Source organism: Microcoleus sp. A6-C6 (genome assembly GCF_036705955.1).
In the GTDB taxonomy this organism is placed as follows: Bacteria; Cyanobacteriota; Cyanobacteriia; order Cyanobacteriales; family Microcoleaceae; genus Microcoleus.
On record NZ_JAUBVR010000006.1, the window covers coordinates 15,646 to 36,713 of the forward strand.

General features: G+C 44.0%; 22 protein-coding genes. 11 read left to right on the top strand and 11 right to left on the bottom strand.

Annotation, left to right across the window (positions count from 1 at the left end; translation table 11 throughout):
• The first annotated feature begins 36 nt into the window (after window positions 1-36).
• Window positions 37-717: a restriction endonuclease subunit R gene (locus QUB52_RS04340; RefSeq protein ID WP_265234939.1), complete on the top strand. Its 681-nt coding sequence runs from the start codon at window positions 37-39 to the stop codon at window positions 715-717.
• 209 nt (window positions 718-926) lie between these two features.
• Entirely contained in the window at window positions 927-1,685 is a 759-nt protein-coding gene (locus QUB52_RS04345) for a DNA-methyltransferase (RefSeq protein WP_265234940.1), read from the top strand.
• Here QUB52_RS04345 and QUB52_RS04350 read toward each other — a convergent pair.
• The 3 genes from QUB52_RS04350 to QUB52_RS04360 all read right to left on the bottom strand — a co-directional run bounded on the left by QUB52_RS04350 (window position 1,677) and on the right by QUB52_RS04360 (window position 3,592).
• Window positions 1,677-2,306 (bottom strand): ScaI family restriction endonuclease, encoded by a 630-nt coding sequence (locus QUB52_RS04350; protein ID WP_265234941.1) that lies wholly within the window; start codon window positions 2,304-2,306, stop codon window positions 1,677-1,679. The genes QUB52_RS04345 and QUB52_RS04350 overlap by 9 nt on opposite strands.
• Window positions 2,307-2,528 carry a helix-turn-helix domain-containing protein gene (locus QUB52_RS04355; RefSeq protein WP_265234942.1) on the bottom strand — a complete coding sequence of 74 codons (222 nt, stop codon included), beginning with the start codon at window positions 2,526-2,528 and terminating at the stop codon, window positions 2,307-2,309. It lies immediately after the preceding gene.
• Window positions 2,529-2,809: 281 nt separating this feature from the next.
• Window positions 2,810-3,592 (bottom strand): Uma2 family endonuclease, encoded by a 783-nt coding sequence (locus QUB52_RS04360; RefSeq protein WP_265234943.1) that lies wholly within the window; start codon window positions 3,590-3,592, stop codon window positions 2,810-2,812.
• A gap of 210 nt (window positions 3,593-3,802) precedes the next feature.
• Here QUB52_RS04360 and galT point away from each other — a divergent pair, with 210 nt between their 5' ends.
• A complete protein-coding gene (galT, locus tag QUB52_RS04365; protein WP_265234945.1) occupies window positions 3,803-4,828 on the top strand; it encodes a galactose-1-phosphate uridylyltransferase in 1,026 nt (341 codons plus the stop codon).
• Between the two features lie 160 nt (window positions 4,829-4,988).
• Here the strand turns inward: galT and QUB52_RS04370 are convergent, their stop codons facing one another.
• A complete protein-coding gene (locus tag QUB52_RS04370) occupies window positions 4,989-5,273 on the bottom strand; it encodes a hypothetical protein (RefSeq protein ID WP_265234946.1) in 285 nt (94 codons plus the stop codon).
• A gap of 155 nt (window positions 5,274-5,428) precedes the next feature.
• Window positions 5,429-6,406 (bottom strand): acetamidase/formamidase family protein, encoded by a 978-nt coding sequence (locus tag QUB52_RS04375; RefSeq protein WP_265234948.1) that lies wholly within the window; start codon window positions 6,404-6,406, stop codon window positions 5,429-5,431.
• Window positions 6,407-6,705: 299 nt separating this feature from the next.
• On the opposite strand from QUB52_RS04375, the gene QUB52_RS04380 reads away from it, so the two are divergent.
• The 5 genes from QUB52_RS04380 (at window position 6,706) to QUB52_RS04400 (ending at window position 13,554) form a co-directional block, all read left to right on the top strand.
• Complete coding sequence (locus QUB52_RS04380; protein ID WP_265234949.1) at window positions 6,706-8,490, top strand: metallophosphoesterase family protein; 1,785 nt, start codon at window positions 6,706-6,708, stop codon at window positions 8,488-8,490.
• A gap of 538 nt (window positions 8,491-9,028) precedes the next feature.
• Window positions 9,029-9,640 (top strand): 2OG-Fe(II) oxygenase, encoded by a 612-nt coding sequence (locus tag QUB52_RS04385; protein WP_265234950.1) that lies wholly within the window; start codon window positions 9,029-9,031, stop codon window positions 9,638-9,640.
• Window positions 9,641-10,004: 364 nt separating this feature from the next.
• Window positions 10,005-10,256: a hypothetical protein gene (locus tag QUB52_RS04390; RefSeq protein ID WP_265234951.1), complete on the top strand. Its 252-nt coding sequence runs from the start codon at window positions 10,005-10,007 to the stop codon at window positions 10,254-10,256.
• Window positions 10,256-10,600: a type II toxin-antitoxin system RelE/ParE family toxin gene (locus tag QUB52_RS04395; protein ID WP_265234952.1), complete on the top strand. Its 345-nt coding sequence runs from the start codon at window positions 10,256-10,258 to the stop codon at window positions 10,598-10,600. The genes QUB52_RS04390 and QUB52_RS04395 overlap by 1 nt, the downstream gene beginning before the upstream one ends.
• Window positions 10,601-11,382: 782 nt before the next feature.
• The gene (locus QUB52_RS04400; protein WP_265234953.1) at window positions 11,383-13,554 is read left to right on the top strand and encodes a glutamine synthetase III family protein; all 2,172 of its coding nucleotides are present in this window, start codon (window positions 11,383-11,385) and stop codon (window positions 13,552-13,554) included.
• A gap of 208 nt (window positions 13,555-13,762) precedes the next feature.
• Here the strand turns inward: QUB52_RS04400 and QUB52_RS04405 are convergent, their stop codons facing one another.
• From QUB52_RS04405 to QUB52_RS04430, 6 genes are all read right to left on the bottom strand, one after another.
• Window positions 13,763-14,110, bottom strand: coding sequence for a DUF5615 family PIN-like protein (locus tag QUB52_RS04405; protein WP_332973841.1), 348 nt, complete (start codon window positions 14,108-14,110; stop codon window positions 13,763-13,765).
• The gene (locus QUB52_RS04410; RefSeq protein WP_265234957.1) at window positions 14,107-14,388 is read right to left on the bottom strand and encodes a DUF433 domain-containing protein; all 282 of its coding nucleotides are present in this window, start codon (window positions 14,386-14,388) and stop codon (window positions 14,107-14,109) included. Before QUB52_RS04410 ends, QUB52_RS04405 begins: the two co-directional genes overlap by 4 nt.
• 145 nt (window positions 14,389-14,533) lie before the next feature.
• Window positions 14,534-15,931, bottom strand: a complete 1,398-nt coding sequence (locus QUB52_RS04415; protein ID WP_332973839.1) for a cation:proton antiporter — start codon at window positions 15,929-15,931, stop codon at window positions 14,534-14,536.
• A 102-nt stretch (window positions 15,932-16,033) separates the two neighbouring features.
• Window positions 16,034-16,807 carry a 1-(5-phosphoribosyl)-5-[(5-phosphoribosylamino)methylideneamino]imidazole-4-carboxamide isomerase gene (gene hisA / locus QUB52_RS04420; protein WP_332973838.1) on the bottom strand — a complete coding sequence of 258 codons (774 nt, stop codon included), beginning with the start codon at window positions 16,805-16,807 and terminating at the stop codon, window positions 16,034-16,036.
• Between the two features lie 75 nt (window positions 16,808-16,882).
• Window positions 16,883-17,563, bottom strand: a complete 681-nt coding sequence (locus QUB52_RS04425) for a TIGR02117 family protein (protein ID WP_265234960.1) — start codon at window positions 17,561-17,563, stop codon at window positions 16,883-16,885.
• Window positions 17,564-17,664: 101 nt separating this feature from the next.
• On the bottom strand, window positions 17,665-18,855 hold the full coding sequence (locus QUB52_RS04430; RefSeq protein WP_332973837.1) for a glycoside hydrolase family 10 protein: 1,191 nt from the start codon (window positions 18,853-18,855) through the stop codon (window positions 17,665-17,667).
• A gap of 245 nt (window positions 18,856-19,100) precedes the next feature.
• On the opposite strand from QUB52_RS04430, the gene QUB52_RS04435 reads away from it, so the two are divergent.
• From QUB52_RS04435 to QUB52_RS04445, 3 genes are all read left to right on the top strand, one after another.
• Complete coding sequence (locus QUB52_RS04435) at window positions 19,101-19,871, top strand: cysteine hydrolase family protein (protein WP_332973835.1); 771 nt, start codon at window positions 19,101-19,103, stop codon at window positions 19,869-19,871.
• A gap of 128 nt (window positions 19,872-19,999) precedes the next feature.
• Window positions 20,000-20,437, top strand: coding sequence for a cupin domain-containing protein (locus QUB52_RS04440; RefSeq protein WP_442923196.1), 438 nt, complete (start codon window positions 20,000-20,002; stop codon window positions 20,435-20,437).
• A gap of 159 nt (window positions 20,438-20,596) precedes the next feature.
• Window positions 20,597-20,947 carry a DUF952 domain-containing protein gene (locus tag QUB52_RS04445; RefSeq protein WP_332973834.1) on the top strand — a complete coding sequence of 117 codons (351 nt, stop codon included), beginning with the start codon at window positions 20,597-20,599 and terminating at the stop codon, window positions 20,945-20,947.
• Window positions 20,948-21,068 lie beyond the last annotated feature (121 nt).

A 21,068-nucleotide genomic window follows, 5' to 3' on the forward strand; every position in this document is an offset into this window, starting at 1 on the left:
ATATATTTTACAGGAAAAGCCGATCGCACAAAAGCTATGACCCAAAATTTAGAAGCCAGCCAACTTTCGTTAAATGACGTTCGCCGCCTTCTCAAACTGGAAAGACAAACAGAAGGTTCTTTTGCTGAGTCTTTATCTCTGGAACCTCTAACAGACTCTGAACAGCAGCAACTCTTGGAAATCAGCAATGATTTTTGGCGCTACCTAGAAACCGGGAAAGTTTCTGAAGAATTGGTGAAGTTTTTAACGCTTTCGCCGTTAATGCGATTGACGGGATTTTTTAAGATTCCTGTGGTGCTGACTATGGAGGATAGCATTCCGATCGAGGTTGAAGATGAAGATACTTTAATTAAAGGGCGGTTGGATATTCTCGCAGTAAATGGGCCGGATGCGGAGATTGGGGCGGCGCAGTTCTGGATTTTGGTGGTGGAGGCGAAAAATAGTGCGTTAGCGAAGCCCTCGAAGAGGATCGCCCCTTTGACCGGTTTACCGCAATTGCTGACTTATGCGTTTAAGAGTTTGCAGGTGCAATCGTCTGTTTGGGGATTGACGACGAATGGCGAAAGTTATCGGTTTGTGCGGTTGACGCGGGGAAATCCTTGCACTTATCAGATTTTACCGGAATTGAATTTGATTGACAAAGGGCGATCGATCGAATTGGCGCAAGTTTTGAAAGCTATTTGCAAGTTGCAGAATGTGCAGTTGCAATTGGCGTAATGGTTGGGAAGTTAGGAAGACGAGTAGAGGAAATATACATAATTTAATTGCCTCGTAAGTTGATCAATAAAAAATGCACAATTGTGCCAATATAGATTTATACCATCATCAACTTAATCATGCTTTTAACTGACATAGTAAATCTTTTAGGTAAACCCTACTTCCAAGCCTCCAACTGCCTCATTTATCAAATGGACTGCTTAGAAGCAATGTCAAAGCTCCCTGATGAATGCGTGAATCTTACTGTCACCAGTCCCCCCTATAACATTGGCAAAGAATACGAAAAAACACTACCACTTGATAAATATTTGAACTGGTGTGAAAGCTGGATCAGTGAAAATTATCGGCTAATCCTTCCTAACGGCGCTTTCTGGCTCAACTTGGGGTATCTATCAATTCCCAATCAAGCTAAAGCTATCCCCATTCCCTATCTACTTTGGGACAAAATTCCTTTTTACCTCATCCAAGAAGTTATCTGGCACTATGGCGCTGGGGTTGCTGGTAGTAAGTTCTTTTCACCGCGCAATGAAAAGTTCCTTTGGTATGTGAAAAACCATAAAGATTATACCTTCAACCTAGATGATGTGCGCGATCCAAATGTAAAATATCCTAATCAAAAAAAGAATGGCAAAATTAAAGTCAACTCCCAAGGCAAAAATCCGACTGATGTTTGGGAATTCCCCAAGGTAACTTCTGGTAAAAATAGAGCCTCAAAAGAGCGAACATCTCACCCCGCTCAATTTCCTAGTGCTGTCATACAGCGAATAATCAAAGCTTCATCCAACCCAAATGAAATCATTTTAGACCCTTTTCTGGGTTCAGGAACTACGGCTGTTGTTGCTTTAGATTTGCAGCGCACTATTATCGGATTTGAGATTTGTCAGGAATACTGCGATTTAGCAGCAAACCGAATTGATAATTTTCTAAGAGAAAAGCAGATTAGTGAAGCTCAATTATCTTTATTTTAAAGAGGGTAAATCTTGCTTAATAGGCAATTGCAGTAGCTTATATCGCTCTACATCAGGGCTTAATTTAGCTTGCTGACCAGTGGCCGCTGTTTGCCCTTGCCAATCTTCTCGATCTATCCATCCAAATCTAACTAAATTAATCTGTAGAGTTTGTACACTTTGAATTTTTGGATCGAATTTCTGGAAATTAACTACAAGATAATAGCCGGACTTGTCTTTCTTCGGTTTTGCTCCTGTGGCACTTTGTTGGGAATAACTACGATTGCCGTAAGTGTTACGACTACTTGAAGAAGTTTTAATTTCAATTGAGAAGTCATTGCTCGGGATGTAAACAATATCTTTTTCGATGGCGCTGCGATCGCGCCGCCAAATTCCGGGGTATTTACTGGCGAGTTCTAATGGGATTAGTTCATGTAAAAAAAAGCCCATAATTTGGGGAGTTGGGAATAAATTTACTCCTATTTTGTAGCCTCTGCTGGTTATGCTTGATTGAAAAATTTCACTCCAAACTTGAATAACCACGTCATAAATTTCTTGTGGATCTAGTGGGTGTTGATCTATGAGTTCCCGTGTCTTCTCTTGCCAATCTTGGACAGGAAGCCCCGTATAGGGTGATTGCATTTACTCTATTTCCTGCAATAGTTCGCTGGGCGATACTCCTAAAGCTTTTGCTAACCGCAAAATGTTTAACAGGGCTATGTTCCTCTCACCCCGCTCAATACCACCAATGTAGTTGCGGTGCAGTCCGGCTAGTTCTGCTAACTTTTCTTGGGAAAAGCCTTTTGATGTTCTTAGCCTGCGAACTTGCTCTCCAAATTTTTTTAGCTCTGGATTTTCTGCCACATCAGCAAGATATCGGTGACTGCACTCCAAAATCTACACACTATGAGTGTGATTTAGGATTAAATGAAGCCAGCACGCCCATAGTCACACCAAGCAGAATCAACTTGATGCCATCACTTTAATTGCTTTCATCGGTACTCCGGGTTCTAGGGCGTAGGAAATAGATTGATGTCTAATGCTTCAAGTTATTGATATACCAGATAGCCCGATCGCCCTTCCCGCAATTTTGATGAATCGAGAAAAGGGCATCAAGCGCCGCTATCCCCGCAGGAATAGGCATTTCAAGCATTCGGATCGATGCCCAATTCCCGAAGTTGACGCGCGAGTGATTCGCTGCGCTGGCGTTCAGTTTCTAATTGGGCGATCGCACTTTGGGCCCTTTGCCTTTCTTGTTCAGCCCTTTGTCGTTCCAATTCCGATTTTTCCGAACTCCAAAGCAGCAAATTTCCCGCTGAATCCCACCACCGCAACCAGTGCATAGTTGTACCCAATCGGGTTCCGTACCAAATACCCAAAAACAAATTAATTTCTGGTATCCAGTAACGTCCCTCCGCTGTCGGTGACTGCAAAACATATTGATTTTCTTGCAGACAGCGCACTTCCAAATCTGGTTCGTAAGGGTCAAAAATAACGTAGGTAGAAATCTGCCAAATTTGCTCGTAACAATACAGTTTTCCGTAAGGATATTTGGCGCGCACCGAGTATTCCCCAGCGTCGGTTTCTGAGATAAATTCCATCGCTATGGCAACTCGATCGCCCTCCAAAGACGGTGTGTAACTGCGGCGAATCACTCCTTCGGCTAACGGCAATACTCGCGGCACGTACATCCAGTCTGGCGCTTTCACTACCGTCTTTTGATTGACCGTAGTAGCGATCGCAAAATTCGACGCAATCAACATTTCGGGTTGGATGCGATCGGACGTACCGAGGGCATCCGTCAGCGCGGCCGCCAGCGGTGGCTGTTGAATATTTTCCGCCGAATATTCCGGTAAGATAAAGTCTGATGGCAGTTTTTCCCAGGTAACAACTGGCTCTTGTTTCGCGGGATTAATTTGGAGAACCATAGATTAGTTCCTAGCTGTTGCGATGAATCTATTTTATCAGAATTGTTGGCAATTCACTATTGTTCTAGTTAACTTTATTCATCACCATCTATTTAATACCTTCGCACGTCAATGTCAAGATTTATTAAATATTCGCAAGCAGGCACTGACAGAACGCCAAGTTTTATCTAGAATTAAAAATAATTAAGCCGTGAAAATCAAAGTAATAAAATGTCTGAACTTAGACAAAATCTAATTACCAGAGATTGGGTAATCATCGCCACCGAACGGGCGAAAAGACCGGACGAATTTGCCAACAAAAAAAAGTTGATGGTAGCAGTACCGCCATACCGTGCCGATTGCCCGTTTTGCGTGGGAAATGAAGAAGACGGAACCTTAGAAACTTACCGTTTGAGTGATGAAGGGACTGGCTGGAAAGTCAGGGCAATGACTAACAAATATCCCGCCCTCTCCCCGACAGCAGAACGGCTCAGAATATCATCAGGAATTTACCGCACAATGTCGGGAATCGGCGTTCACGAAGTAATTGTCGAACACCCGCGACATGATTTGACGACTGCTTTGTTGACCGTTGAAGAAGTTGCCAACATACTTTTAGTATACCGCCAGCGCTATTTAGAAATTAGAAAATATCCTTACATTGAAACAATTGTGATCTTCAAAAATCACGGCCCAAGTGCCGGAACTTCTATCGAACATCCTCACTCGCAAATAGCAGCTACGCCCGTTGTGCCTAACCAATTTCGCAGGCGGATCGACGAAGCTATTAGATATTTTGACGACACGGGAGAATGTTTGTTTTGCCGGACTTTGGAAGATGAGTTAGCGACGGGTGAAAGAGTAATTTTTGAAAGCAAAGATTTTGTCGCTTGTATCCCTTTTGCTGCACTTTCGCCCTTTCATATTTGGATTTTTCCGCGCCGACATTCGTCTTCGTTTGATGATATTACTGATGCGGAAATTATTGGTCTTGCTGATACTTTGAAAACTGTACTCGCTCAGCTTTATTACGGATTGAACGATCCAGATTATAATTATAGTATTCGATCGGTTCCAACTGCCGAACAAGGAACCAAATACTTTCACTGGTATATCGCAATTATTCCCAGAGTCACGAAGCAGGCTGGGTTTGAGTTGGGTAGCGGGATGTTTATCAATACTGCTTTGCCGGAGGAAAGTGCCGAGTTTTTGCGATCGATCGCAATTCCTGGCGATCGTAATTTCCGACCAACCTGAAGTATAAAAAAATACAATGTGTCAAGGAATGTCCCAGACGAAGACGGCAGACAATTTAATGATTTTCAATCATCGGTTGAAATAGAGAATTTAAATCTGCAACAGCTTAATTTACGCTCAAAATTTATCAACGTACAAATACTGATGGATTTTACCAAACTCAGAATAAACTTTCGACATAATGCCAGCGGTCATCGCTAAAATTAGCTCTCAATATATCTCTAATTTTACCATCGATCGATAATCTCGCCTCGCCAGACTCAGCACTCTCGCCGATTTCGCAACTGTCATCAGATAAATGTTCTTGGAGGTGGGCCAGAGTATTGGCGAAATTAGCCAGAAAATAATGTTCATCCACCCACGCTGTCGGATCTGGGATGTTTGGACTCCCAAAAGCCCGATCGACTAAATCTTGTTTTGCAGTATCATCAGTCTGGTTTTTCATGGAGCCCATTTAGATAGAATTTGCAACTTATCCCAATCTTAAGCTTAATTTTGAACGCTGGTGCGATCGCGATCGGCCCACCGCTGTGACAAAATTGTGGAATTTGTGCGATCGCGATCGAGGTTGTTTTGGCGATCGAGTGTTATCATAGCACATCACCGCCAGCGATCCATAATTTGCACATTCGGCAAAATCGACTTAGGTATCATTCCGTGAACTCCTTTGCGGGGATTATTCACAGCCTGAGTAATCCGAAAATTGACGGCGAGGGAACAGAAAACATAGGCATCTTCTTCTTGAAAACCTGCATACTTTTGTAGCCAATTAACCGTCTGTTTTACCGCCATATCAAAGGCATCATCTAATGTTTGACCAAAACCCATAGTCACAATATGAGTAGGAGTTTCAGCAAACGGAAATATATAAAATAAATCCTTGCGTAAGATGATTTTAATAGTCCCATTCATCGAAGTTTCAATCGCCGTACCATTAACTTCACCATCTCCTTGTGCCGAATGTCCATCACCGATAGACAGCAAACCACCACGCACCGCAATAGGTAAAAATAACCGCGTTCCTGGTTGCAATTCCTGATTATCCATATTACCTCCGTAGCGTTGTGGAGGAATAGAAGAACGGTTGATTTCAAAATCCGCAACGCCGATAATTCCGAAGAATGGATTTAGGGGAATCTTAACGCCACTATCTGCGGGAAATTCCGCAATCTTTTCTTCTAAATCTAGCGGAATAAATCGCAATTTAGGATCAGGAAAATATTTAGGTAAAACTCCCCATCCGGCGCGAATTGCATTGAATCCTACTGATAAACTTGGGTAAACTTCCTCGATATGAATCTCTAAAACGTCTCCGGGTTCTGCCTTATTAACATAAATCGGGCCTGTTAGCAAGTGCGGGCCTGGGCCGACTTTGCGGTTGTCAGGTAAATTCTGACAAATATCTAAAAATTCCGGGGTAAGAAATTCCGGCGGGGCCTTGTCAGCAACATAATATCCTGAATAGGTTTCGATATCGATGCGATCGCCCGAATCGACAGTTAAAGCAGGTTCCAGCTTGGGAGAGAAACCGCCTAAGTGTACGGTTTTGCAGTTAGCCTTGAGAAGGTGGTGAGTCATGTCTATTTGAAATTGAGGATGCTTTAATGGTATTAAGACTGTTATATCGCAAGTCTCAATCATTTTTGAAAAAGATTCTGTTTTGATGAACCGCGGAGGGCACTGACAAAGAAAATGGAGAGAAATGGAGATATAAGAAAATGTAAAAAAATGGTTGACGTTTGACATAAATAAACGTCCAAACCTGTCAGGGAGATTGCCAAATATAGAATTTGTAATCGCTATTCTTGCTTCACATGACTACTTACTAATGACTGCTGACTACTGACTACTGACTACAGAATAATGAGCAATAACTTATGTTAACACCATTGCCCGATCAATTAGAAAATTCCCAAGGTTCTTCTCGTAACCTGTGGTTTTTTTCCGTTTTGATTTTGATTATCCTCTTATTAGGTTTGATTCTGCAATCTTTCCTCAACCAACCCCAACTTTTAACCGATCCGTTTCTGCAACTCCCAACAACTAACTCAGTGCGAGTTGTTTGGTTCACCGAATTTTACGGAACTCGCAATATTGTTGCTTACGGCGAAAATTTGAGTAAAATTGCGACTGCAAATACTACCAAGCTAAGCCGCACTCGCGAAGACAAAGACTCGCACATCTCCGATAAAATGAAACAGGGCATAACTGGCACAAATCCTATTATTCGCCCCATCTGGCGACACGAAGCAGAAGTTACCAATTTAATACCCGGTGTTCGCATTCCCTATCTAGTGACTAGCGAAACTAAAGGCGGCGCATCTGTTAGTAGCAAAATTTTCAGCCTTTCTCCGACACCAGCAGCAGGAATTGGTCTAAAAATTCTGTTCACTTCCGACCATCAATTGATGCCGATGACAGCCGCTAATCTCCAGAAAGTTGCAGAAACAATTGACAAAGTTGATGCGGTTTTCATGGCAGGTGATTTAATTAATATACCTGATCGCGCTTCCGAATGGTTCGACGACAACCGAGGCCGCGCGTTTTTCCCCGGTTTGCAAGGCCGCGCCTTCTCCGAACTCGACAAAAACGGCATCAAAACCCTGTACAAAGGCGGCGAACTGATCCAAAACGCGCCTATATTTCCCGCGATTGGAGACCATGAAATTATGGGTAGGTTTTCAACTAGCAGCACCCTCAACGACCAGTTTAATGACTCTTTCCCCCGCGCTGCTGTGGAAAAAATATATCCATACCTAACTCAAAAATATGGGGTGAAAGACAAAGATGTTTTGTTGAAAAACAATAGTTTTAATAGCGATACTTACAACGAAATTTTTAGTTTACCCAGTGACGAAAATTATTATGCCGTGACTTTTGGGGACATACGATTAGTGACTTTGTATGCTGCGAATATCTGGCGGACTCCGAATTTAGATCCGGGGGCTAGAGGCAGGTATCGGGAACGAGACGAAGATTTTGATCGTCCCGAAAAATGGGGATACGGACAGCATATTTTTGAGCCAATTATGAAAGGTAGTGCTCAATATTCTTGGCTCGAACAAGAGTTATATAGTGCGGAATTTCAGCGGGCTAAATATAAAATTGTGATGTTTCACCATCCGCCGCATTCTCTGGGTGACAATATTGTACCTGCTTATACTGACCCTGTACAAATAGTTGATCGCACTTCGGATGGTGAGATTAAGATGGTGCGTTACGAGTATCCGAAACAGCAAGATTATCTGATTCGGGATGTGGCGCCACTGCTAGAAACGGCGGGGGTGCAGTTAGTTTTGTACGGACATTCGCACTTGTGGAATCGGTTTGTAAGTTCCAGCGGAATGCACTTTTTGGAGACTTCTAATGTGGGCAACAGTTACGGTGCGTTTGCGGGGAGAAAGCGCCGATTTGTGCCGCCGGGATATCGGGAGGATTACAGCGCTATTGGAGACCCGAACGGATTGGAACCTGTGGTGCCAACTGTGGCGCCTTTGTTGGGCCAAGATGGGCTGCCATTGCCGTACATTGAGAGCAATGATATTACGGCTTTTAGTGTTTTTGATACAGGGAACGGTACGGTTAGCAGCTATTATTTTGATACGCGGAAACCGGAATCGGAAGTGGTGAAGTTTGATGAGTTTAAGTTCAAAAAATTGTGAGTCTGGACGAAGAGTATTTCCCATTTTTAGCCCAGGCTTTGACAGAACGGACATTGCATCTCTAAAACTTAAATCATTGTCCTAATTCTATCTATCACAAGTCAGAAAACCAGTGCCCGAATCTTGATGAAGATCGTTTTATTTTTGGGTGTTGCTTAATCAGGGTATGAAAAAGAATCAGGCAAAAATCAAGAAGCTTTGTGGACAATGGTTTTTATGATTTGCATATTTAGCCGTTCATACCGTAAATCAGCCCGAAGACGGCGAACAGAATTCGCGTCTACATAAACGATGTCCGAACTCAGAGGGACTGAGGAAAATAACGTAATTTTAACCACTCATTCTTCAACCGGCGGAGGCGGGTTTTGTCTGTATCGACGCGAATTCTATTCGCCCGGTATCGACGCGAATTTTATTCGCCCGGTCTTCTGTATTTCATGCGATCGCAATTTACGATATCATATCACTACGAGCAACGCAGCAATCCCAAGTCTGACCGATCGCCCGTGGCTACCTGCCTTTTGAACATTGATGATTTTTGAGCGCCTTGAAATACTACAGCCAACATCCTAACGCTTTCTCGATCGACTATCTCAACGATTTACGAGGAGCAATACTAGCCTCACCTTACTTTGCAATCAACAACCTCAACCGCGATTTCATCGGCACAAAAGGCTTCTCCGTAGTATTTGGGCGCGCCCAAATCGCCGAAGTAGAGCGTCGCTTCCCCTTCTTCAAACCCTATCTAGACCAAGCATTACAGCCTGAATGCAACGCTTTTTACCTCAACCCCCTGTTGCTGGGCGAAGGTTCCCGCGTAGATGCCCATATCGATCGATCCTTGCGATCGTACTGCAAAACCGTCGAACCTCCCGCAGCCGTCAGCGTATTGTACGTACAAGTGCCCCCAAATTTGCAAGGAGGAGAGTTAATACTGCGACGCAACAAACAGCAAGTCGGACAGATTAAGCCGCAAGCCAACTCACTAATCTATTTTCAAGGAGATTTGACACACTCTGTCAACGCTGTTAAAAGTACCGGGACTCGCTTGAGTTTGGTTTGCGAACAGTACAGTTTGAGCGCCACAGAATTACAAGATATTCCCGGATTTACGGTGGAATCTAGGGCCGCGAAAGCAAAGAGTAAGTGATGTTTATTCGATCCTTGATATCATATCCGTTCAATGAATCACAATGCTTGTAGGTGCGGGTTCACCAAAAATCTCTGACTCAAACTAACAATATCTATAAACCCGCCCCCACCACGCCACAAAAATCGATCGCGCGCAATTCAACGGACATGAGATGAGCTAGTATGGTGCGTCAGCTTTAAATCATCAATTATCGATCGCATAACCCGCCGCCGTGGCACCCTACAAATTTCATCCCATACATCCGCTACATCCGCTACATAATCCGTTGCCGAACTTTCTGCTGTGCGATCGCCACGAGTGTTTCAGTTTCGCAGTTTGCTATAATTACTTACACGGGTTTTGATGCTAAGGAACCAAGTCTATGACTATTGCGATTTCCCTCAGTCCAGAAATAGAGGCACTGCTTCGCGAAAAAGCCGATCGACAGGGACAAGATATTAGCATTGTGGCTGCCCAATTGCTAACTCTAATTTTGGAATCGGAAACACCAGACTCCCAAGAAGATATTCAGGCTATCCAGCAGGGTTTGGATGATTTTGATTGCGGACGATTTAGTTCTTTTGACGAATTTGCTGAATCACAGCGGCGCAAGTACAATTTACCAGCCAATTGATGACATATCGCATAGAAATTTCCAGCGTTGCACAAGCAGAAGTTGACAGTATATTTCTGCGGATTTCTCAGGTGATGTCACTAGAGAAAGCTAGGGAGTGGTATGATGGATTGTTGAATGAGATCGCATCTCTATCGTCAATGCCAAAACGCTGTCCTTTGGCAAGGGAAAATCGATACTTCAGTAAGGAAATTCGGCAGCTAATCTACGGTAAAGGACGCAATTCATACCGTATTCTTTTCGCAATTGTAAAAAGTGAAGAGGTGTCCACAGTTCGCATCCTGCGTATTCGACACGCTGCACAACAAACTCTTGGTGAGAACCTGGAGTCTGATAAAGGATAATCAGCTAGTATCGTGCGTCAGCTTTCAACTCTCAATTATCAAATAACGCCCTGCTGACAAACCTTACAACTCAAATCCTGCGGTTACGTGCGCTCCGGGCGATCGACCCTCCGACCAAAAAACTCAAATTCCGTAGCCTACGATACATTTATTTTCTTAATCATTGTTTACACTTTCCAAGTGTAGAGAGTGTACTCTCCATAATTCTCCAAAATCTAAACAAGTGCGTTGTTTGCTGGACTGCGATTTATCGATCGCCCAACAGTGAAAAACCATAAGTAGTTTTGACCAGAATTCATCGGAATTGACTCGCACAAAATTTTTGAGCTTACCAGGGCGAAGATTAGCTACTAAATCTGTGCAGCGCCGACATCTATCATGTTGACTCAAGTTAGTACAGGCTCCTGTCATCTATTTTATTGCTAATAACTGAAATTCAACCGCATCTATCTAACACTGGATTCTCATCAACACGGACGGCCAAGAAATTCCGCCTCGCTCCTCCAATCTTTGAGAGCCTGCCAAAAAAGGCATTCTCCAAAAAGTGAGTTCAGACTAAAAATGTTGGGTAAATCTCAGATGTTGCACCATTCTCAAGAACAGGCAAGATGCCTGTTACACAAGATATCAAATTTCTTATGGGGTGGGCATCCCGCCCTTAAAAGGCTTATTTGTAATGGTGCAAGATGTAAGGTAAACCCAACATATTCATCAATGGTTAGACTTCTGCTAACCTATATTTTTTCACAATTACTCGTCCCATAATCCCCATAAAAACAACCATGAGTGGAAACGAATCCCGCGTACAAGCAATTTCTCAAATCGTCAACCGCCAACTGACTCCTGCCAAGCCTCCCAAGCGGTTAGAAGAAATTTGGGCAACAGACGTTTTTAGTCTGAGCAAGATGCAAGAAAGCCTGCCCAAGAGCATTTTCAAATCAGTAAAAAACACCATTCAAACCGGGCAAACACTCGATCCTTCCGTAGCTGATGTAATTGCAGTAGCAATGAAAGATTGGGCCATTTCCAAAGGAGCCCTGTACTACGCCCACGTATTCTACCCGCTAACCAACAGCACCGCCGAAAAACACGACGGTTTCATCTCAGTCCAAAGCGACGGCTCCGTCATCTCAGAATTTGCAGGTAAACTTCTAGTACAAGGCGAACCCGACGGTTCCTCCTTCCCCAACGGTGGCATTCGCTCCACCGCCGCCGCTCGCGGATACACAGCCTGGGATGTCACCAGCCCCGCCTATGTCATGGAAACAGACAACGGCATGACATTGTGCATTCCCACTGTTTTCATCTCCTGGACAGGTGAAGCCCTAGACAAGAAAACCCCGCTTTTGCGCTCCATTGGCGCCATGAACAAAGCAGCAACCAGAGTATTAAAACTGTTAGGAAATACCGAAATTGCTCCCGTAAATTCCAGTTGCGGTTGCGAACAAGAATACTTCCTGGTAGATTCTAATTTCGCCCACAGCCGCCCCGACTTACTGCTAGCAGGTCGCACCCTCTTTGGCAAACCTCCCGCCAAAGGTCAGCAATTTGACGACCACTATTTTGGAGCAATTCCAGAGCGCGTTCAAGTCTTCATGCAGGAAGTAGAAGAAAGAATGTACCGCCTGGGAATTCCTGCCAAAACCCGCCACAACGAAGTAGCACCCGGTCAATTTGAAATTGCACCATTTTTTGAAGCAGCAAACGTCGCCAGTGACCACCAACAATTAACCATGACAATTCTCCGCAACACAGCGAAGAAACATGGTTTTATGTGCTTGCTGCACGAGAAGCCCTTCGCGGGAATCAACGGTTCCGGCAAACACGTTAACTGGTCAGTCGGTAACGCCACCCAAGGCAACTTATTAGACCCCGGCGATACACCGCACTCCAACATACAGTTCCTAGTTTTCTGCGGCGCTGTGATTCGCGGCGTTCACAAATACGGGTCATTGTTGCGTGCGGTAGTTGCAACTGCCAGCAACGACCACCGATTAGGTGCCAATGAAGCTCCACCAGCGATTATCTCCGTCTATTTGGGCTCGCAATTAGAAGATATCTTCGAGCAAATTAGCAAGGGAGGAGCTAAGGGTTCTCAAGGTCGGGGCATCATGAATCTAGGCGTAGAAACACTGCCTACTTTCATCAAAGATGCCGGCGACAGAAACCGGACTTCGCCCTTTGCCTTTACTGGAAACCGCTTTGAATTCCGTGCAGTAGGTTCAGGTCAGTCTGTTTCCGGCCCGTTGGTGGCGATGAATACAATTCTTGCAGATTCTTTGGACTGGGTTGCTAACAAATTAGAAAGCGATTTGGCTAAAGGAACTGACCTGAATGCTGCCATCCAAACAGTTCTGAAAGAAGTGATGGACGACCACGGCGCTGTGGTATTTGGCGGCAACGGCTATTCTGAAGAATGGCACAAAATGGCCGAGGAACGGGGTTTAGCCAACTTGCGGACTACCGCCGATGCTTTGCCCGTCTTGAAGGAAGGATACATTGAAGACTTGTTTGAAAAGACAGGTGTTCTGACTCCCGTTGAATTGGAAAGCCGTTATGATGTCTATGCAGAGCAGTATTTGCTGGCAATTGAAGTCGAAGCAAAACTGGTCGGAAGCATTGCCAAAACCATCATTTATCCGACTGCGGTGAGATATTTGTCTGATCTTTCCAGCACGATTGCTGGCTTGAAAGAGATTGGGATTGAACTGGAAAAGGAAACTGCGGAAAAAGTCGCGGTGCTGGTTAAGTCGATGATGAATACTGCGAGCAAGTTGAGTGATGCTTTGAGCAAGCATGATTTTGCTACGACAGAAGATCATATGCAGTATGCTTCGCAAACAATTCGTCCTTTGATGGATGAGGTTCGCCAGTATGCGGATGCTTTGGAAGGTGAAGTTGCTGATGATTTGTGGCCGCTGCCTACTTATCAAGAAATGCTGTTTGTTAAGTAATAGCAAACCTGGTTAGTTTCGGTAGGGACATGGCAGTGCTGTGTCCTTATTTTTTGGGTTAATTGCAGGTTAGATTTGTTGCATAATTTCCAGAAACCCGGTTTCTTCCTAAATATTTCGCCACCCAACCGAGATTTTTCCAGAAACCGGGTTTCTGAGACTTTGCATAATTGCCAGAAATCCGGTTTCTTCCTAAATATTTCGCCAATCAGATATACCGAACCTGATTTTCCATCTCATCCGCCGTTACTTGATTCAAAATTACTAATAATCGTTGCGCTATTTCTTGGGGTGGACGACGAAAAGCCAAAATTACGCCGTAGTGCGTTCGTGAGGTATCAAAATAAGCTTGTATAAGTTTTTCAAAGTCGCTTCGGTTGTGCGTAACCAGCGTCCTTCTTTGGTTAACAGCGTAAGCGAGTTGTTCTTCATCACTTGCCTGAAGCTGTCCTGCGTCTCTTACGGTTAGAGCATCAAATCCTCTCGCTTTCAAAAAATCTGCGACTAATACATTGACATCCTCATCCAGGTACAAACAAATGAATAAATTACTCATAAATCTCGCACCAACGGGTCAATTAAATCATCAGGAATTCGGTTGCGTTCAATATAAGTATTAATCTCATCTTGATGGTCACTGTAATAGCTCAACGCATCGAAGACCTGTGCCAGCGTTAGGTGAGGAAGACCGTTAGGAATTTCTTCTGGTGAAATACCCATACGCCAAGTTTCAACGATCGCCCTAACAGATGTCCGCGTGCCCTTGACAATCGGCTCACCGCTGAGAATTTGCTCATCTCTGACAATGTAAAGATGTTCCGTTGTTTGAACCATAGCTGCAAATACCAGATCGAGTATTTCCCATAATTATAGTGCTTTTACTTGTTACCAGTTAAAGCGAGGCAGAGCCTCTAGATATCGGTTCCCAGGCCGTCGCCTGGGAACCAGAGGACTAAAGTCCTCACTACAAACCTAATTTCTAACTGGATGCTTTCTCGATAGCTGGAGGCTCTACCGTATCGCCAAAGGCAATCCGCAGAAAAGGCGGAGCCAAAAAAGTCGTCAGAATTACCATGATAATAATCGAAACCTCCAGCGGCTTATCCAAAGCCCCGCTAGCCGAACCGATACCGGCAAAAACTAACCCGACTTCGCCCCGAGGAATCATCCCAACTCCGATCGCCAATCGATTGATTCCAGGCTGACCAAACACCGCCCAACCAGTAATCAACTTGCCCAAAATCGCCACTACAATCAAAAACACGGCAATCAAAAGTCCCGCCCGATTATCCGGCACTGTTGGGTTCAAAACTCCCAAATCGGCGCGCGCTCCCACCGTCACAAAAAAGATGGGTACAAACAAATCTGCGACGGGTTTAATCAACTCATCCAACTCGTTGCGGGCATCGCTTTCATCTAACACTAAACCAGCCGCAAAGGCACCCAAAATCGCTTCGAGATGAATTGCGTTGCCGATAAAAGCCATGAAAAAGGCAAAGATAAATGCCGGCATGACGATATTACCGCGAGTTTTGAGTTTCTCAACTACAGCGGCAAAGGTTTTATTAAAGATGCCGCCCAGCAGAATTGAACCTAGCAAAAATGCAGTTGCACCAATGATTAAATAGATGACATTAAGAACATCAATTTCACCTGTTTTCGCTAAACTAGCAACTACCGCCAAGACAATAATTCCCAGCACGTCGTCAATTACTGCCGCCCCGACAATGATTTGACCTTCTTTAGATTTCAGCCGTCCTAATTCAGACAAAACTTTTGAAGTAATTCCGATGCTGGTTGCCGTCAAAGCAGCCCCTGCAAAAATTGCCGGAATCGCCGCCGTATGAAAAATTATCATCAAGCCCGCAGTACCCGCAGCAAAGGGAACTGCTACGCCGACAACAGCGACAAAGGTAGCTTGAATTCCCACTTCTTTGAGTTGTCTGAGATCCGACTCCAAACCAATTTCAAACAATAGAATAATCACCCCCAATTCAGCCAGCACAGAAATGATTTCGCTCTGCGATTCAAACACGCTGCTGACGGCGGCCGGGGACATAGGATTTATTGACTGCAAAACAGTCATAATTCCTGAGTTGGAAGCTGACAGTCCGCCTTCGGGAAAAACGATCAGGTGTAAAGCGGATACGCCAACAATCACCCCTGCTACAAGTTCACCCAAAACTGGTGGAAGATTAAACTTCAGAGCCGCTTCCGCGCCTAATTTGCTGGCAAGATAAATCACTACCAAACTGAGCAGAACTCCGCTCAGAATGATCGGCGAATTTTCGGGATCGAGTGTTGCTAGCAAAGGTATGGGAGCAATTAAGGATGCCATCCCAGAACTTAAAGCTGTAATTGTTGGGTTAAAAAACATGGTACAATGATGATAAGAAAGACATTCTAATCAGATAATTCTGGATGCAGACAAACTAAAGGACTCCGGTTTTTTAAAGGCTGGTTGTGCGGATTTAGATGGTCAAGCAAAACTAGAAGAACCCAAATCTGGGGGTACATCTTGCCACCGCCCTTGTCCGACGGCTTGAATTGCTTCTTTTAGCAATATATCACCGGTATAAATTGCTCTACCAACGATCGCACTTTTGACACCAATTGGTTCCAAAGCCAACAAACTTAACAAATCTGCGATCGAACTAACGCCGCCGGAAGCAATCACCGGAATCGAAATAGCGTTAGCAATTTCGCGCAAAGATTCCAAGTTCGGCCCTTCCATAGTACCATCACGGTGAATGTCGGTGTAAATAATTTCAGCAGCACCTAATTCTGCCATTTTCTGCGCCAATTCTGTTGCTAAAACTTCTGAAGTTTCTAACCAGCCTCTGGTAGCAACTTTACCATTTCTGGCGTCGATTCCGACGAGAATTTGACCGGGAAATTCGGCGCACAATTCGCCGACTAATTGCGGTTGTTCGACGGCGACAGTGCCGAGAATGGCGCGCTGAACGCCTAATTTGAGAATTGCTGCGACAGAAGGGCGATCGCGCATTCCGCCTCCTAATTGACAGGGAACATCTACTGCGCGGACGATCGCCTCAATGGCTGCTAAGTTTACAGGATGACCGGCTTTTGCCCCATCGAGGTCTACCAAATGCAGCATTGTCGCGCCTTGATTTACCCACTGTCTGGCGACTTCGACGGGATTGTCGTTAAAAGTTTGAGACTTGGCGTAGTCTCCTTGATACAGTCTGACGCATTTTCCGTCCAATAGGTCGATCGCTGGAATTACATTCATGATTTTGTAATTGGTAATTTGCACTTAATAACGAACTTTTTATCTACAAATTTTGGCTTTTCCCCTTCCCCCTTCTCATTTTTCCTTACCTGTGCAACGGCTATTTAAATGAAACATAATCGATGATGATAGAGTTGACCACAAAGGAGTATTAACCTCAGCTTTTCGCAAAGCTTCTGCCGTCCAGTCGTTGCAAGTTCTAAAAATCCAGTAACTGTCTTTTGCTTCATAAAAACTGTCGTTTTTGTCGTAGCCGTAGCTAATTTTTATTTTATTACCTCCGGCGTCTAATTGGAATGTATTTTTAATAAAATTTACCATCCTCAGATAATTTTCTCCACTAATTTTAACACATTTGGTTTCTGGATTTGGAAAAAAAATCTGATAACCTTCGACTTGTAGGGTAGATGGATTAGGGAAAATAAGCGCCTTTAAACCAGTAATTGGGTTGATACTTCCTGATGTGGGAGTTTCCAGCATAAAAGCTCGATCTCCCCAGCCAAAAGATAAATATTTATAATCGGAAGCGGCCTCGCGCCCTATTTTTGTTAGCGGTAAATATTGATTCCAGTCAAAATATTTATTCTTAACTGGAACAATGATTTCGGTGTGGATGCCTCCGTTATAAATTTGTATGGAAACCGTGCAATCTGCTTGTGAGTAATATCCCCATTTTGTGGGAGTGAGAAAGCCAATAATTAGGAAAGCGGTAAAAGATAAGATGAAAATTCCTAAGCACTGTATGTTTTTTTTCATTTTAACGGTGGGTGTGGAATTCGGCTTTTTATAAAGACTTTAATCCTTAATAATTCCCAAGATAAGGACTTTAGTCCTTACTACAAATATCGTACCAAATTTTAAACCGAAGGTCGCTTCATTTTCGTGGGAAAGAATGCTCGAAATGCTGAATTTCGTTCTTCGGGGGTTTCATTCGCCCAACTCGACAAGCTTTCGTAGAAAAAGAATGAAACACCTCCAAAGTTTCTTTTTCGGACTTCTTGCACTTGATCTTGAATTTGTTTAAGGGGAACTGGACTATTTTTTAAGCCTGTTAAAATGCCGATCGCAGTTGGAATGTGCCCTTTAGCTAATTTAACTTCTTCGCGATCCAATTCGGCATTAAAACGCTTGATATCGCTGCGATAAACCTGGACTATAAGTTCTTCGATGTAACCGCGTCTTTCCCAGCTAAACCAGTCCTGCAAGTGGGCTGGTAAAGCAAAATGTAGGGGATTGGGAGACAAGGCGACAATACATTTTTGTTTGCGGGCTTTGATGGCTCTAAAAAGTCGCGCCATAAAGTCGTTGATTCTATCGGCGCGCCAGCGTACCCAGAAGGTTTCGCGGAAGTCGTTGGAGGGACGGGCTTTGATATCTTTCTGATACATTAATACTGTCAACGGTTCGTATCCAAATTCTGATGGTAAGCCGAAATGGTCGTCAAATTGAATGCCATCTAGATCGTAATTAGCCACAAGTTCGACAACTAACTCTTGGATAAATTTCTGTACTTCAGGATGAAAAGGACTCAGCCAAACGCGCTCGTTTGTGCCTTCTTTCCAAATCGTTGAACCGTCACGCCGTTTCGCCAACCAATCAGGGTGCAGTCTGGCTAATTCTGAGTCGGCGGGGGCCATGAAACCAAACTCAAACCAAGGGATTACTGCTATACCTTTTTTATGTGCTGCTGTAATGATTTCTTTGAGGACATCTCGCCCTTTTAATGTGGGTGTGGGGTCGTTTAAATATCCGAATACTCGTTTTGCTACAGCACTCGGATGAATGGTATAACCCCCTTGCCAAACCGTAGGATAAATGGTATTAAAGTTCAGTTTGTCTAGCCTATTTACAGCGTCTGTGATGTTTTTGGGCGAAAAGATCACATCGCTATCAATATTAGTCAGCCAAATGCCGCGCAATTCGGTTTTTGGGGTTTTGGGCGGAGTTTGAGCCGAGAGGCTGGGAGAGAAAATCGCGGAGGAGGTAAGGGCGATCGCAAAAACAACTATTAAAGCCAGTATCCGCTGCCATTTGTGCAGTTTAATCATCAATTTTCCGCAAACACCACAGTTTAACATCATACTGTAGCGTGCACATTGCAAACCTTACGATTATTCTTCAGTCCGCGTCGGCGGACGAAAGTTTGTCTAGTCGCGCTTTCAACCGCCGAGGGGCTTAAAAACCTTAGCAATACAGGTTTTGGTATACCTCATTTGTGTGAGAAACGCTACATGACAAGTTAGGATAAATCAAATAGTTATAACATTAAAATTGTTTTTGAGTCACCATCCATATGAATCCTGATTCTCTCCGTACCTTGGGCGTACCGCCGAATGCTTGGAAAGTTGATGCCAAAATTGCCGACATTACCCGATCGCCGATCGCGCCTCAACCTGTTACCCTAGAAACAGAAACTAAAACCCTGCGTTTGGATTTAGCAAAAGCAGCCATGTTGGTGATAGATATGCAAAATGATTTTTGTCACCCCGACGGTTGGCTAGCACATATTGGTGTAGATGTAACGCCCGCAAGAACTCCAATCAATCCTTTAAAGAATTTGCTGCCAAAATTGCGATCGCACGCCATACCAATTATTTGGATCAACTGGGGAAACCGCCCCGATTTGCTGAATATTAGTGCAGCTTCCCGCCACGTTTACAATCCCACGGGCGAGGGCGTAGGTTTAGGAGATCCGCTACCCAAAAACGGCGCATCTGTATTGATGGCGGGGAGTTGGGCGGCGCGGGTTGTCGATGAATTGGAACAGAAACCAGAGGATATTTGCATTGACAAATATCGGATGAGCGCCTTTTGGGATACTCCTTTAGATAGTATTTTGCGGAACCTCGGCAAAACTACACTTTTCTTCGGAGGAGTAAACGCCGATCAGTGCGTCATGGCTACACTACAAGATGCTAATTTCCTCGGTTACGACTGTATTTTAGTCAAAGATTGTACAGCTACAACATCTCCAGAGTATTGCTGGCAGGCTACTCTTTATAACGTTAAACAATGTTTTGGTTTTTTATCGGATTCTCAGGCTATGTTAGAAGCGATTAAATAGCAATCACGAATTAGCATAGGGGCAATCCCCTGCGGTTCGCCCTCTCGATTAAGACACTGAGTGGGCGGGCACAGGGGGCACCTACGATAATTAACAATTAAAAACAAAAAACAATGACAAATCAGTGCATGATTCCTGTTATGAAGTCTCCGAAAGACTACCAAGCATTTCGCATCAGTCCTGGCGATACTAATAGATTGGCGATTGTCTTCGATCCGGCAACCGCGAATGTTTCATTAACTGTTTGCGTCGAAATTTTCGATGCGGGCGGTAAAACTCCTCCCAACCGCCATCAATTGGCAGTAGAAATGTTTTTTGTACTCAAAGGCAGAGGTCAAGCAACCTGTGACGGCAAAACAGTTAGTATTCAACCGGGTGATAGTTTGTTAGTGCCTCCAACCGGCACTCATCTAATTGAAAATACGGGCAGCGAACGTTTGTACACTTTGTGCATTATGGTGCCGAATGAGGATTTTGTGGAACTAATTCGCAGCGGTACACCAGTCGAACTTGATGAGGAAGATTTGAGAGTTTTAGGGCGATCGGATGTACTTGTATCCTGCTAAGTTGGTAGTCAAGACTTTAGTCTTTTTTTAGAATGATTAAAGTCTTGATGGCGAACCAATCGATGATACAATTATGATATTTACAGTTAAGTTGTGGCGGAAATTATCCCTCTCAATTTTATTACCCATTTTCGATTAAATCTAAAACCCATCTAAACTATGAGCGTTATTTTTCACATTACCCGCAGCCAACAGTGGGAAGAAGCAAAACAAGTGCAATCCTATCGCGGAGATACGCTAGATACTGAAGGATTTATCCACTGTTCAACTTTGCCGCAAGTTCTGAAATCTGCCAATAAATTCTTTGTGGGACAAACAGGATTGCTGCTGCTGTGGATTGACTCAGCAAAAGTAGAATCTGAACTTAAGTATGAATTTGCAGCAGGTGAAGATTACCCGCACATTTACGGGCCGCTGAATATTGATGCTGTGTTGCAAGTTTTTGAGTTTGAAGCGGGTGCAGATGGTAAGTTTCAATTGCCTGCAGAATTAACAGTCAGTCCTAAATAAACTTATTGCATTATTTTGGGATTGATAATTCAACCGCAGATGTCAAGCAGATAAGCACAGATAAACGCAGATAAATGTAGGCGCATTTACAGGTGGTCGCTGGGGCTGGTTTCTAGATATT